At 60.2% G+C, this 14,027-nt stretch carries 11 protein-coding genes; 7 read left to right on the top strand and 4 right to left on the bottom strand.

The features are described from left to right. Positions 1–2: 2 nt before the first annotated feature. The 4 genes from moaD to U5A08_RS05090 form a co-directional block, all read right to left on the bottom strand. Complete coding sequence (gene moaD, locus U5A08_RS05105) at positions 3–245, bottom strand: molybdopterin converting factor subunit 1 (protein WP_321850593.1); 243 nt, start codon at positions 243–245, stop codon at positions 3–5. Beyond that, positions 242–715 carry a cyclic pyranopterin monophosphate synthase MoaC gene (gene moaC, locus U5A08_RS05100; RefSeq protein ID WP_253393480.1) on the bottom strand — a complete coding sequence of 158 codons (474 nt, stop codon included), beginning with the start codon at positions 713–715 and terminating at the stop codon, positions 242–244. The genes moaD and moaC overlap by 4 nt, the downstream gene beginning before the upstream one ends. Before the next feature lie 87 nt (positions 716–802). Further along, positions 803–2,197 carry a PhoH family protein gene (locus U5A08_RS05095; RefSeq protein WP_247399072.1) on the bottom strand — a complete coding sequence of 465 codons (1,395 nt, stop codon included), beginning with the start codon at positions 2,195–2,197 and terminating at the stop codon, positions 803–805. A 348-nt stretch (positions 2,198–2,545) separates the two neighbouring features. Further along, positions 2,546–3,670, bottom strand: coding sequence for a polysaccharide deacetylase family protein (locus tag U5A08_RS05090; protein WP_247399055.1), 1,125 nt, complete (start codon positions 3,668–3,670; stop codon positions 2,546–2,548). A 120-nt stretch (positions 3,671–3,790) separates the two neighbouring features. Here U5A08_RS05090 and yaaA point away from each other — a divergent pair, with 120 nt between their 5' ends. From yaaA to algG, 7 genes are all read left to right on the top strand, one after another. Beyond that, a complete protein-coding gene (gene yaaA, locus U5A08_RS05085; protein WP_253393479.1) occupies positions 3,791–4,570 on the top strand; it encodes a peroxide stress protein YaaA in 780 nt (259 codons plus the stop codon). Positions 4,571–5,470: 900 nt separating this feature from the next. Beyond that, positions 5,471–6,787: a nucleotide sugar dehydrogenase gene (locus U5A08_RS05080; protein WP_247399050.1), complete on the top strand. Its 1,317-nt coding sequence runs from the start codon at positions 5,471–5,473 to the stop codon at positions 6,785–6,787. Positions 6,788–6,870: 83 nt separating this feature from the next. Beyond that, positions 6,871–8,352, top strand: coding sequence for a mannuronan synthase (gene alg8 / locus U5A08_RS05075; protein ID WP_253393478.1), 1,482 nt, complete (start codon positions 6,871–6,873; stop codon positions 8,350–8,352). 38 nt (positions 8,353–8,390) lie between these two features. Then, positions 8,391–9,557, top strand: a complete 1,167-nt coding sequence (locus tag U5A08_RS05070; protein WP_247399045.1) for an alginate biosynthesis protein Alg44 — start codon at positions 8,391–8,393, stop codon at positions 9,555–9,557. A 2-nt stretch (positions 9,558–9,559) separates the two neighbouring features. Then, positions 9,560–10,951, top strand: a complete 1,392-nt coding sequence (algK, locus tag U5A08_RS05065) for an alginate biosynthesis TPR repeat lipoprotein AlgK (protein ID WP_247399042.1) — start codon at positions 9,560–9,562, stop codon at positions 10,949–10,951. After that, the gene (locus tag U5A08_RS05060; RefSeq protein ID WP_321850590.1) at positions 10,948–12,435 is read left to right on the top strand and encodes an alginate export family protein; all 1,488 of its coding nucleotides are present in this window, start codon (positions 10,948–10,950) and stop codon (positions 12,433–12,435) included. Before algK ends, U5A08_RS05060 begins: the two co-directional genes overlap by 4 nt. Continuing rightward, positions 12,435–14,024, top strand: a complete 1,590-nt coding sequence (gene algG, locus U5A08_RS05055) for a mannuronan 5-epimerase AlgG (protein ID WP_247403369.1) — start codon at positions 12,435–12,437, stop codon at positions 14,022–14,024. Before U5A08_RS05060 ends, algG begins: the two co-directional genes overlap by 1 nt. The last annotated feature ends 3 nt before the right edge of the window (positions 14,025–14,027 follow it).

Raw genomic sequence — 14,027 nt, 5'->3', positions numbered from 1 at the left:
GTTCAGCCCCCGGTCACAGGCGGGAAAAACGCAACTTCATCACCGGCCTGCAGCGGTTCGTCGAGGCTGCACAGTTCCTGATTACGCGCACACATCAAGCTGGTTTCGTTGAGCACGTCAAAGCCCGGGTCGCCGGCCAATGCCTGGCGCACAGCGTCGACGGTCGCGAAGTCGCCTTCCACCTCCAGCGAATCCAGGCCCACCGCTTCGCTGTAGCGGGCAAAAAACAATACGTTGATGCTCATGCTTGATCCGCCTTGAAATGCCCACTTTTACCGCCGAGCTTTTCCAGCAGGCGAATGCTTTCGATGGTCATGCCACGGTCCACGGCCTTGCACATGTCATAGATCGTCAATGCGGCAACACTGGCGGCCGTCAGCGCTTCCATCTCTACACCGGTCTGGCCGGAGAGTTTGCAGCGCGCGACGATATGCACCGCGTCCACACCCTCGGCGCTGAGTTCGACCTTGACGCCAGTGAGCATCAGCGGGTGGCACAGGGGGATCAGGTCGCTGGTTTTTTTCGCCGCCTGGATTCCGGCAATGCGGGCCACGGCAAACACGTCGCCCTTGGGATGGGCGCCGTCGACAATCATTTTCAGGGTCTCGGGCAGCATGCGCACGCGCGCTTCGGCCACCGCCTCACGGAACGTCACGGACTTGTCGGTGACGTCGACCATATGGGCGCGACCTTGGGAATCGAGATGAGTCAGCACAGGGATACTCCTGATCAGGAGCGTCGATTGTAAACCCAATGCAAAAGAAATGTGGGAGGGAGCAAGCCCCTCCCACACCGACTGCGTTTACAAGTGAGATTCGGCGTATTCGGCCAAGATCGAACGTGGGACCCCTTGCAGCGCGATATGCACGCCGTTCGGGAAGTCTTTGAAGCGTTCCGTCAGGTACGTCAGCCCGGAGCTGGTCGCGGACAGGTAAGGGGTGTCGATCTGCGCCAGGTTGCCCAGGCACACCACTTTGGAACCGGCGCCGGCACGGGTGATGATGGTTTTCATCTGGTGCGGCGTGAGGTTCTGGCATTCATCGATCAAAATCAGGCTCTGCTGGAAGCTGCGACCTCGGATGTAGTTGAGGGATTTGAACTGCAACGGCACTTTGCTGAGGATGTAGTCGACGCTGCCATGGGTGTTTTCGTCATCCATATGCAAGGCTTCGAGGTTGTCGGTGATCGCCCCCAGCCACGGCTCCATTTTTTCCGCTTCGGTGCCGGGCAGGAAACCGATTTCCTGGTCCAGGCCCTGCACACTGCGGGTGGCGATGATGCGGCGATAACGCTTGGTCACCATGGTCTGCTCGATGGCGGCAGCCAGGGCAAGAATGGTTTTGCCCGAGCCGGCGGCGCCGGTCAGGTTGACCAGGTGGATGTCCGGGTCGAGCAGCGCATACAGCGCCAGGCTCTGGTAGATATCACGCGGTTTCAGGCCCCAGGCTTCCTGGTGCAACAGGGGTTCCTGATGCAGGTCGAGGATCAGCAGCTTGTCGACCTGGATCTCTTTGATCCAGCCCACAAAACCCTGTTCGTCGATGATGAACTCGTTGACGTGTACCGCCGGCAGGTTGTCGATCAGTTGCACCTGGTGCCAGGTGCGACCGTGGTCCTGACGGGTTTCGACCTTGCTGACGCGGTCCCAGAACGAGCCGGTCATGGTGTGATAACCACGGGACAGCATCGATACGTCGTCGACCAGTTGGTCGGTACTGTAGTCCTCGGCAGCGATCCCACACGCTCGTGCCTTGAGGCGCATATTGATGTCTTTGGTCACCAGCACGACGCGCAGGTCCTTGTCACGTGCGTGCAGGTCGATCAATTGGTTGATGATTTTGTTGTCGTTGAGGTTTTCCGGCAGCAGGCTGTTGGGCTCGCTGCGCTTGCTCATCAGAATCGACAGCAAGCCCTTCGGCCCGCTCTTGCCGCGCTGGATCGGCACGCCGACTTCGACGTCCTCGGGTGACGCTTCGCCCAGGGTTTTGTCGATCAGGCGGATCGCCTGGCGGCATTCTGCGGCCACGCTGTGATGCCCGCTTTTGAGTTTGTCGAGTTCCTCCAACACGATCATCGGGATGGCGACGTGGTGTTCTTCGAAGTTAAGCAGCGCGTTCGGATCGTGGATCAGTACGTTGGTATCAAGCACATAAAGGATTGGCTGGTCGGAAGAAGGGTTACGTCCATGATCATCCATACTCGGTCACCTTTGTGGGAGCCAGTCGACGCAATACCACAACAGTGCTGCGCCTCGATTCGACCACCGAATGCACCTGAGGGACGTCAAGTGCATTGCCCACATGAGGAGTCTTGGAAGACGCCACCTGTGTTGCAGGTTTCGGCGATCTGACTTCGTAATACCGCAAAACCCATGACAGGAAAAAGCACTTTGACGTTTTTTTGAAGTTTATTTTTCAGGATGACGAATAGCACTAGCCGAGTGCCAGCCACGCCGTTAAAGTCGGAAGTACGCCTGCATCGAAATATTCTACAAAATCACCCCAGAAATGCCGCATCCCCAACGGGAATAGGCACTTCAGCCTTTTCAGCGAAACGCCTCCCGGCAGTCCTGCCAACCCAGCCCGCTTTGCGCTGTCGCCTGCAACAAAATCGGCAATGCCACCCGCGCCTTGTCCTGGGTGTCGTGAAACACAATCACCCCTTTGCGCCACAACAACATCAAGGTCAGCACCCGCTGCGCCGACTCATCGGCCTTGAGCTTGCCCGGTTCGTCCTGGGAGTCGATATCCCACAACGCCACCTGCAAACCCTGGGACTGGAAGAAACCCTGGCTGTCCGCACGACGCTGACCGTAGGGTGGACGGAACAGCGGCACGTAGTTCTCCGGCATCAGGTTCTGCGCCAGTGAGGCACTGCGGGTGATGGAACTTTGCCAGTCGACCCAATGGCTGTGGGAACGGTACTGCCAGCCCTGGGTGCCCACGCACTGGCCTTGGTACAGCGCCTGCACATCGGCAGCGGAACTGCGCTCCACGCGGTTTTGCAGGCTGCTGCCAAGGGCGAAGAACGTGGCGTTCATCTTCTGCTTGCGCAGGTAGTCAGTGAGCCAGTCGGTATTGCCGCTGACCGGGGCCGGGCCGCCGTCGAAGGTCAGCAGGAACAAGCGGTCGTTGAATTCATCGCCATTGCGCTCATGGTCGCCGAAACGCGCGATCTCGCTGCTGATCTGCGGGAACAGCGCGGCTTTGCGCAGCAGCTCGTCCAGGTAACGCTCATGGAAATTGTGGCTCGGGCCGGCCCAACCTATATAGAAGGAGTTTTCGCTGATCTCGAACTTGCCGGCCTGCTCGCGCAGGTCGTCCATGTTTTCCACCAGGTAGCAGAACGACGCGTCTTCCTCGCAACTCTCCTGGGCGAAGGTGTAGCCCTCCAGCAGGCGCTGCCAGAGCTGGCGACGCAGATCGTCGATGGCCGCCAGGTTGATGATCTTCAGGCCCAGGCGCTGTTTGAGCGCCGCTTCATCCAGGGCTTCGCTGGCGATCAGGCTGTGGGCGAACATCAGGATCTCGGCGCGCGAGGCCACGTCGAACAGCGCAGGGCTGCTGAGTTTTTCCGGCCAGACGCCACGATCCAGGCTGGCCACATCCACCGGCGCCGCGTGGGCATTGAGGCATAACAGGCACGCCGACAAAAAAAACGCTATTCGCACACAGGGTCTCCCTCTCCAGAGTCACCGGCCATCATAACGGATCGCGCCTATCACCATCATAGGTGGAGTCAAAGTGCCCAACCCCCTAGAATCCCCCGCACGATTACAGGAGCCAACTTCATGCTGATGGTGATTTCCCCCGCCAAGACCCTCGACTTCGAGTCCAGGCCTGCGACCCAGCGCTTTACCCAGCCGCAGTATCTGGACCACTCCCAGGAACTGATCGAGCAACTGCGCCACCTGAGCCCGGCGCAAATCAGCGAATTGATGCATGTATCCGACAAGATCGGCGGCCTCAACGCCGCGCGTTTCGGCAGTTGGACCCCGGCGTTCACGCCGGCCAATGCCAAGCAGGCGTTGCTGGCATTCAAGGGCGACGTGTACACGGGCCTGAACGCCGACACCTTCAGCGACGCCGACTTCAGCTACGCCCAGGATCACCTGCGCATGCTCTCGGGCCTGTACGGTCTGCTGCGCCCCCTGGACCTGATGATGCCGTATCGCCTGGAGATGGGCACCAAACTGGCCAACGCCCGTGGCAAGGACCTGTACGCCTTCTGGGGCACCCGGATCAGCGAGTGGCTCAACCAAGCCCTGGCCGAACAAGGCGATGAGGTACTGCTCAACCTGGCGTCCAACGAATACTTCTCCGCGGTCAAGCGCACGGCCCTGAACGCAAGGATCGTCAACACCGAGTTCAAGGACCTGAAGAACGGTCAGTACAAGATCATCAGCTTCTACGCGAAAAAGGCCCGAGGCATGATGAGCCGCTTCGTGATCGAAGAACGCATCAACGACCCGGCCCAGCTCAAGCAGTTCGATGTGCAGGGTTATCGCTTCAATGCGGAGCAGTCCAAGCCCGACAACCTGGTGTTCCTGCGCGATCATGCACCGGAATAAGGCCCTGCTCCGCTCTCATAGACGCTAAAGATCAAATGTGGGAGGGGGCTTGCCCCCGATGGCGGTGGGTCAGTCATACATGGATCGACTGACACACTGCCATCGGGGGCAAGCCCCCTCCCACATTTTCTCCTGCATTTCGCATCAGAAGTCGTCAATTGTTTGGCGTCAAAAAATATCTTGACGCATCTCTAACATTTATTTCACTCGACATTTCAGATTTTTTTTCGTAGTGGCACCACTTTTTTAAAAGACTAGTGGCACAAAACTATCCCCGCGCACCAACTCCCCGCAACTACTGGCCCAAATAGCAAGTGCTATCAATATAGTACCAGTGCCATCTTTGCCTATATTTCAAGAAATTTCCGGAAACAGGATGAGCGGCCAGGAACTTCGCCCTAAAGCACCGCTCATACCACCGGTAACGTAATTCTCTGTTTCTGTAAGAGATGACTTACATGGCGACCAATGGAAGTAGCGAAGTTGTCACATTTAACTTTGACTCAGGGCTGATATTACCAACCGATTAGTTAAGAGCGGCGACAAGGATGAATTGCCACACACTATAAGGCCAAGGCTGTGCTTACCCCAATGGGTCAGTGATGAAACCCAAGGCATTGATATTTAAAGGTTTATTGCCTTTATCAAGGCCCTGTTGCACTGGCGCCAGGCCCTTCTCCCAGGAAGGCCGGCTGCATTTGAGGGCAAGCCCCAATAAAAAGGCCAAGTTGCGCACAACTTGAGTGCAATCGTTAGTCACTCGTTATTCAACATGCCTGTATGCGGTAAGTCGGCGTCTGTTCGCCTAACTTTCGCGGCATCAGTGACGCTTGCAAACATGAACTCCGGCCATTTATTGGCAGATTTAATACCGTCTTCAATGACAAAGAGGTAAATGCGATGCGCATCAGCATATTTGGTTTGGGTTACGTTGGCGCAGTCTGTGCCGGTTGCCTGTCTGCCCGTGGCCATGAAGTGGTCGGCGTAGACATCTCCAAGGAAAAGATCGACCTGATCAACGCCGGTAAATCACCGATCGTTGAGCCGGGTCTGGGCGAGCTGCTGAGCCAGGGTATCGAGACCGGTCGACTGCGCGGCACGACCAACTTCGCAGACGCCATCCGCGATACCGACCTGTCGATGATTTGCGTCGGCACGCCGAGCAAGAAAAACGGCGACCTGGAACTCAACTACATCGAATCGGTATGCCGCGAGATCGGTTTTGTCCTGCGTGACAAGACCACCCGCCACACCATCGTCGTGCGTAGCACCGTGTTGCCGGGCACCGTGGCCAACGTGGTGATCCCGATCCTCGAAGACTGCTCCGGCAAAAAAGCCGGCGTCGACTTCGGCGTCGCGGTCAACCCGGAATTCCTGCGCGAATCCACGGCCATCGCCGACTACGACCTGCCACCGATGACCGTCATCGGCGAGTTCGACAAAGCCTCCGGCGATGTCCTGCAATCGCTGTACGAAGAACTCGACGCGCCGATCATCCGCAAGGACATCGCCGTGGCCGAAATGATCAAGTACACCTGCAACGTGTGGCACGCCACCAAGGTGACCTTCGCCAACGAGATCGGCAACATCGCCAAGGCCGTCGGCGTCGATGGTCGCGAAGTGATGGAAGTGGTCTGCCAGGACAAGACCCTCAACCTGTCCCAGTACTACATGCGCCCAGGCTTCGCATTCGGCGGCTCGTGCCTGCCCAAAGACGTGCGCGCGCTGACTTATCGCGCCGGCTCTCTGGACGTGGAAGCGCCGCTGCTCAACTCGCTGATGCGCAGCAACGAATCCCAGGTGCAGAACGCCTTCGACATCGTCGCCGGCCACGACAAACGCAAAGTCGCGCTGCTGGGCTTGAGCTTCAAGGCCGGCACCGACGACCTGCGCGAAAGCCCACTGGTGGAACTGGCGGAAATGCTGATCGGCAAGGGTTACGACCTGAGCATCTACGACAGCAACGTCGAGTACGCCCGCGTCCACGGTGCGAACAAGGAGTACATCGAGGGGAAAATCCCCCACGTGTCGTCCCTGCTCAACTCGGACTTCGATGATGTGATCAACAACTCCGACGTGATCATCCTCGGCAACCGTGATGAGAAGTTCCGTGCCCTGGCGCAGAACGCGCCACACGGCAAGCAAGTGGTCGACCTGGTGGGCTTCATGTCCAAGGCCACCTGCGTGACGGGCCGCACCGAAGGTATTTGCTGGTAACAGCAACGGCAAGTTTCGAGCTGCAAGCGTCCTGATCCCCAGCGCTTGCAGCTCGAAACCTCCTTCACCTGCGGATGACGCCTATGTCCAAGTTAAAACACGTACTGCTCCAATCCGCCGGCTGGCTGTTCTTCTTGAGCCTGCTGATGGGACTCGCCCTGCTGTTGCCGGCGAGTACGTTCGACTCTGAGTCGAAGAATTTTATTTTCCTGATTGGCGCCGTCGGTATCTGGCGCTACTCGATGGGTGCGACGCATTTCTTTCGCGGCATGCTGTTCCTGTACGTGGTCTACCCACACCTGCGGCGCAAAGTGCGCAAGCTGGGCAAATCAGCGGACCCGTCCCATGTGTTCCTGATGGTCACCAGTTTTCGGATCGATGCGCTGACCACCGCGCAGGTCTACAGCTCGGTGATTCGTGAAGCGATCGAATGTGGCTTCCCCACCACCGTGGTCTGCTCGCTGGTAGAAATGTCCGATGAGCTGTTGGTGAAGAGCCTGTGGGAACGCATGAACCCGCCGGACCACGTGAAGCTCGACTTCGTGCGCATCGCCGGCACCGGTAAACGCGACGGCCTGGCCTTCGGTTTCCGCGCCATCTCCCGCCACTTGCCGGATGACCGCGCCGTGGTTGCAGTGATCGATGGCGACACCGTGCTCGCCGAAGGCGTCGTGCGCAAGACCGTGCCGTGGTTCCAGTTGTTCGGCAATGTCGGCGGCCTGACCACCAACGAGTTCTGCGAAGTGCGCGGCGGCTACATCATGAGCGAGTGGCACAAACTGCGCTTCGCCCAACGCCACATCAACATGTGCTCGATGGCCCTGTCCAAGCGCGTGCTGACCATGACCGGGCGCATGTCGGTGTTCCGTGCCAGCGTCGTCACCGACCCGGGCTTTATCGCCGACGTGGAAAGCGACTCGCTGCAACACTGGCGCCTGGGCCGCTTCAAGTTTTTGACCGGCGACGACAAGTCCAGCTGGTTCAGCCTGATGCGTCTGGGTTACGACACCTTCTACGTGCCGGACGCCGCGATCAACACCGTGGAACACCCGCCGGAAAAGAGCTTTATCAAGGCCAGCCGCAAGCTGATGTTCCGCTGGTACGGCAACAACCTGCGCCAGAACTCCCGCGCCCTGGGCCTGGGTGTACGCCGCCTGGGTCTGTTCACCAGCGTGGTGCTGTTCGACCAGCGCGTGTCGATGTGGACCTCCCTGCTCGGCCTGACCGTGGCAATCATCGCCACCTTCAAGTACGGCGGCGCGTTCATCCTCGCTTACCTGCTGTGGATCGGCATCACCCGCCTGATCCTGACCCTGCTGCTGTCGTGCTCCGGCCACAGGATCGGCCCGGCGTACCCGGTGATTCTCTATTACAACCAGATCATGGGCGCGCTGGTGAAGATCTACGTGTTCTTCCGCCTTGATCAACAGTCCTGGACCCGCCAGGACACCAAACTGACCCGCGATTTGGCCAGCTTTCAACGTTGGTTCAACACCTGGTCGTCTCGGACCATGACCTTCTCCGCCGGCAGCATTTTCGTTGCCGTGTTGCTGATGATGGTCTGACCCTGCCAAGCCTGAATTAACTCTAGGAAATTGCCCTGATGAACAGCCAAGTAAACGCCAACGTTGTCCACGAATCCGAAGCCCAGCGCCAGCACGCCCGAGTCAAAATCCCGGCCAAGCTGCGCTTCTTCAACACTGACCGCACGCAGACCGAAGCGCGGGTCATCGACCTGTCCGCCGGCGGCCTGGCGTTCACCGCCACGCAGCCGTTGACCGTCGGCGAAGTGCACAAGGGTCGCCTGCAGTTCGTCATCGATAACCTCGGCCTGGCCATGGATGTGGAGCTGCAGATCCGCTCCTACGACCGCCAGAGCGGGCGCACCGGTTGCCAGTTCCAGAACCTCGACGCGCAGGATATTTCCACGCTGCGCCACCTGATCACCTCGCACCTGTCGGGCGACATCGTGACCATGGGCGACGTACTCGCCACCCTGCAACGCGACAACTTCACCAAGGCGCGCAAGGTCAAGGACGGCGGCAGCAACATGAGCGCCTTCGGCCGCTTGCGCGCCGTGACGTTCAGCCTGGCGATCTTCCTGGTGGGCCTCGCGGCATTCGGTTTCGTCTTCAAATCGCTGTATGGCATGTACTTTGTCAGCCACGCCCAGGCCGGCCTGGTCAGCGTGCCCGGCATGAACGTGACCATGCCCCGCGACGGCACCGTGCAAAGCCTGCTCAAAGGTGATGCGGTGGCGGCCAAAGGCGCGCCACTGGCGACCTTCAGCACCAGCATGCTCGACGTGCTCAAGGGCCACCTGGACGAAGACCAACTGCAACCGGCCAAGGTCGAAGAACTGTTCGGCAAGCAAATGACCGGCACCCTGACCTCGCCTTGCGACTGCGTCGTGGCCCAGCAAATGGTGGCCGACGGTCAGTACGCGAGCAAAGGCGACGTGATCTTCCAACTGGTGCCACGCGGCAGCCTGGCCAACGTGGAAGCACGCTTCTCCTATCGCCAGTTCGCTGACGTTCGCCCAGGTACGCCGGTGAACTTCCAGGTCGCCGACGAAGAACAGACCCGCACCGGCACCATCGTCAGCAGCACCAGCCTGAACAGCGCCGACCTGTCCTCCGACATCCGCGTGCAGATCAAGCCGGATGCGCCGCTGGACAGCGCCTACGCCGGCCGCCCGGTGGAAGTGACCAGCGACCGTGGCCCATCGCTGAACTGGCTGATCGATAAAGCCATGGCTGCGGGTCTTTAATCATGAGCGCCCTTCGAACCCTACCGGTGCCCCTGGCGCTGGCCATCGCCCTCGCCGGTTGCGCCGGCCTGCCCGACCAACGCCTGGCCAATGAAGCGCTCAAGCGTGGCGATACCGTCACCGCGCAGCAGAATTACCAGCAACTGGCAGACCTGGGTTACAGCGAGGCCCAAGTGGGCCTGGCCGACATCCAGGTAGGCACCCGCGATCCGGCGCAAATCAAACAGGCCGAGGCCACTTACCGTGCCGCGGCGGATATTTCGCCGCGCGCCCAGGCCCGCCTGGGTCGCCTGCTGGTGGCCAAGCCCGGCGCCACCGAAGCCGAACACCATGAAGCCGAAGGCCTGCTGAAAAAAGCCTTCGCCAATGGCGAAGGCAACACCCTGATCCCGCTGGCGATGCTGTACCTGCAATACCCGCACAGCTTCCCCAACGTGAACGCCCAGCAGCAGATCAACCAATGGCAGGCGGCGGGTTACCCGGAAGCCGGTCTGGCCCAAGTGCTGCTCTATCGCACCCAGGACACCTACGACCAGCACCTGGATGACGTTGAGCGCATCTGCAAGGCCGCGCTGAACACCACCGATATCTGCTACGTCGAGCTGGCCACGGTCTACCAGAAAAAAGCCCAGCCGGAAAAACAAGCCGAACTGCTCAAGCAGATGGAAGCCGGCTACAGCCGTGGCACCGTCACCGCGCAGCGTGTCGACAGCGTGGCCCGCGTATTGGGCGACGCTACGCTGGGCACGACCGACGAGAAAACCGCCCAGGCCCTGCTGGAAAAAATCGCCCCCGGCTACCCCGCGTCCTGGGTCAGCCTGGCGCAATTGCTCTACGACTTTCCCGAACTGGGTGACGTCGACCAGATGATGAAGTACCTGGACAACGGTCGCGCCGCCGACCAACCGCGCGCCGAGCTGTTGCTGGGCAAGCTCTACTACGATGGCAAGTGGGTACCGGCAGACGCCAAGGCCGCCGAAGCCCACTTCCAAAAAGCCGTGGGCCGGGAAGTGGCCGCCGATTACTACCTCGGCCAGATCTACCGCCGTGGCTACCTGGGCAAGGTCTACTCGCAAAAGGCCCTGGACCACCTGCTGACCGCTGCGCGCAACGGCCAGAACAGCGCCGACTTCGCCATCGCCCAATTGTTTTCCCAAGGCAAGGGCACCAAGCCCGACCCATTGAACGCCTATGTCTTCAGCCAATTGGCTAAAGCCCAGGACACGCCAGAGGCCAATGACCTGGCCACGCAGCTCGAAGCCCCGCTGACGCCGGAACAACGCGCCGAAGGCCAACGCCTGGTGCAACAGGAACTGGCCGCGCGCGGCACCCTGGCCCAGAGCACGCTGCAACTGCACGCCCTGCAAGAAGAAGACGGCGAGGAAGCCCTATGAAGCTCAATCCATTTGTGCAGGCCGGTATCGGCCTGACCTTCGCCCTGCTGTGGTCGTGCCCGACCCTGGCCGCGCTGACTGAAACCAAGAATTTTGGCATGGACGTTAAAATCACCGGCCAGTCCGAAGACGACCGCGACCTGGGCACCAAACCGGATGGCGACGTCAACGGCATCGGCCTCGACCTGCGCCCGTGGATCTACGGCGAAAGCGGCAACTGGAGCGCCTACGCCATGGGCCAGGCCGTTGCGTCGAGCGACATCATCGAGACCGACACCCTGCAACAGTCGTCGAGTGACGCCACTGAGCAATCGAGCAACGACGACCGCAAGACCAAGAAGAACTACCTGGCCATGCGCGAGTTCTGGGTTGGCTACAGCGGCTTCACGCCCTACCCCGGCGAGCTCCTCAAGCTCGGTCGCCAACGCCTGCACAATGACGACGGCCAATGGCGCGACACCAATATCGAAGCGCTGAACTGGACCTTCGACACCACCTTGCTCAAGGCCAATGTCGGTGCCGCCGAACGTTTCAGCGAATACCGCACCGACCTCAAGGAACTGTCGCCCAAGGACAAGGACCGCCAGCACTTCTACGCCGACGCCGCCTACCAGTGGACACCGGGCCAGTGGATCGGCCTGCGCGGTCACCACACCCATGACGACGGCAAGCTCGACTACGCCGAACCAGGCGTGGCCACTGACCCGTTGGACAAGCGCGAGAACGGCGACCTGACCTGGCTCGGCATCGAAGCCAACAGCGACGCCTACAACTGGCGCAACACCAACACCGTCAACTACTGGGCCAGCGTCACCGGCATGCAGGGCGACCGCGACACCGTCAACGCGTTGAACGCCGACGGCACCCGCCCCACCGCCGCCAAGCGCAGCGACGACGTGAGCGGTTGGGCCACCGACCTGGGTGTGCGCCTGCGCCTCGACCCGCAGTGGCAAGTGGGGGCGGCCTATTCGCGCGCCAGTGCCGAGTACGAGCAGAACGGCCTGCAGAGCAACCGCTCGAACTGGACCGGCACCCAGTCCCGCGTCCACCGTTTCGGCGAAGCGTTTCGCGGCGAGATGAACAACATGCAGTCCATGAGCCTGTTCGCCTCCTGGCAACTGCGCGAGGACTACGACGCCAGCCTGGTGTACCACAAGTTCTGGCGCGTCGACGGCAACAAGGCGGTGGGCAGCAACGGCATCGATGCCGTGCAGAACAACACCGATGACGTAACCGGCGCGATCCTGTCCAGCACTTCCCTGCCCCTTGAAGACGGCAAGAAAGACCTGGGCCAAGAGATGGACCTGGTCGTCACCAAGTACTTCAAGAAAGGCCTGCTGCCGGCCGCGCTCAGCCAGTCGATCGACGAACCGTCGGCGCTGGTGCGCTTTCGTGCCGGCGTGTTCAAACCGGGCGACGCCTATGGCAGCCAGGTCGACTCGTACATGCATCGCGCCTTTGTCGACGTGATCTGGAAGTTCTGATGGGAGCCCGTGCAATGATTGCTCACCCCTTCACAGGCAGATGCTTGCTGGTGACCGCGATGCTGATGGCCAGCGCCACAGCCGTCGCCGATACCGCGCAGCCGGTCAAGGCGCCGACCATCGCCAAAGAACTGCAACAGGCCAAGACCTACACCATTTCCAGCCCGCCGACCGCGCCGCTGGAAATGCCCAAGCCGGCCCTGCCGGACCTGTCGGGCTACACCGCTGCGGCGATGGAAAAAAAGATCGTGCGCAAGAAGCCCGGCAAAATCAGCATCCGCCGCATGATGCAGGAAGATGCGCTCAAGGACTTCATCGGCGGCGACAACAAGATGGCCGAGTGGGTGGTGCGCCAGCACGGCATTCCCCAGGCGATCTTTATCGACGACGGCTACATGAACCTCAAGGACCTGCTGGGCAAAGTGCCCAAGCAGTACCTCAGCGAAACCTCGCCGGGCGTGTTCCTCGCCAAGTTGCCGATCGTGGTCGGGCGCAAGGGCATCCTGGACATCGACAAGCAGACCAAAGAACTGCGCCTGTCCCAGGAAGCCGGTTCGTTCCTGATCAACGACGGCCAACTGTTTGTGCGCGATACCAAGATCACCGGCTGGAAAGAAAAGGCCAACGGCCCGGCGACCTTCCAGTCGCCCAACGAATTCCGCCCATTCCTGCTGGCCTGGGGCGGCACCGAGACCTACATCGCCAACACCAAGATGGCCAGTTTCGGCTACGCCAACAGTAAGTCGTATGGGGTGAGTATTTCCCAGTACACGCCGAACATGGCCAAGGTGCTCAAGCGCACTGAACCGACCGGCTGGATCATCGATTCCGAGTTCTCGGACATGTGGTACGGCTTCTACTGCTACGAGACCGAAGGCTTCGTGATCAAGGGCAATACCTACAAAGACAACATTGTCTACGGCATTGACCCCCACGACCGTTCCCACGGCCTGATCATCGCGGACAACACGGTCTACGGCACCAAGAAGAAGCACGGCATCATCATTTCCCGGGAAGTGAACGACAGCTTCATCTTTAACAACCGCAGCTACGACAACAAGCTCTCGGGCCTGGTGATCGACCGTAACAGCGTGAACAACCTGATCGCCGACAACGAGATCTACCGCAACCACACCGACGGCATCACCCTCTATGAGAGCGGCGACAACCTGTTGTGGGGCAACAAAGTGATCGCCAACCGTCGCCACGGCATCCGGATTCGTAACAGCGTCAACATCAAGCTGTACGAAAACACCTCGATGGCCAACGGCCTGACCGGTGTCTACGGCCACATCAAGGACCTGACCGACACCGACCGCGACATCGCTCTCGACCCGTTCGACGCCAAGGTCTCGCTGATCGTGGTCGGCGGTGAACTGGCCGGTAACGGCAGCGGGCCGCTGTCGATCGATTCGCCGTTGAGTATCGAGTTGTACCGCGTGTCGATGCTGGCGCCGACCAAATCCAGCGGCATCAGCTTCAACGGCATTCTTGGCGAGCGCCAGGAAGAAATTCTCGACCTGCTGGTACGCCAGCAGAAAGCCGTGCTGATCGACCCTGTCGAACGCCAGACCGAAATGCAGGACTGAGGA

The organism is Pseudomonas paraveronii (assembly GCF_963681955.1).
GTDB lineage: Bacteria > Pseudomonadota > Gammaproteobacteria > Pseudomonadales > Pseudomonadaceae > Aquipseudomonas > Aquipseudomonas paraveronii.
This window is presented reverse-complemented; position numbering and strand designations above follow the sequence as displayed.

Bases quoted from the DNA above. Each gene is read 5' to 3' on its own strand.
- moaD (WP_321850593.1), bottom strand. From the start codon at position 245: ATGAGCATCAACGTATTGTTTTTTGCCCGCTACAGCGAAGCGGTGGGC.
- U5A08_RS05095 (WP_247399072.1), bottom strand. From the start codon at position 2,197: ATGGATGATCATGGACGTAACCCTTCTTCCGACCAGCCAATCCTTTAT.
- yaaA (WP_253393479.1), top strand. From the start codon at position 3,791: ATGCTGATGGTGATTTCCCCCGCCAAGACCCTCGACTTCGAGTCCAGG.
- U5A08_RS05080 (WP_247399050.1), top strand. From the start codon at position 5,471: ATGCGCATCAGCATATTTGGTTTGGGTTACGTTGGCGCAGTCTGTGCC.
- alg8 (WP_253393478.1), top strand. From the start codon at position 6,871: ATGTCCAAGTTAAAACACGTACTGCTCCAATCCGCCGGCTGGCTGTTC.
- U5A08_RS05070 (WP_247399045.1), top strand. From the start codon at position 8,391: ATGAACAGCCAAGTAAACGCCAACGTTGTCCACGAATCCGAAGCCCAG.
- algK (WP_247399042.1), top strand. From the start codon at position 9,560: ATGAGCGCCCTTCGAACCCTACCGGTGCCCCTGGCGCTGGCCATCGCC.
- U5A08_RS05060 (WP_321850590.1), top strand. From the start codon at position 10,948: ATGAAGCTCAATCCATTTGTGCAGGCCGGTATCGGCCTGACCTTCGCC.
- algG (WP_247403369.1), top strand. From the start codon at position 12,435: ATGGGAGCCCGTGCAATGATTGCTCACCCCTTCACAGGCAGATGCTTG.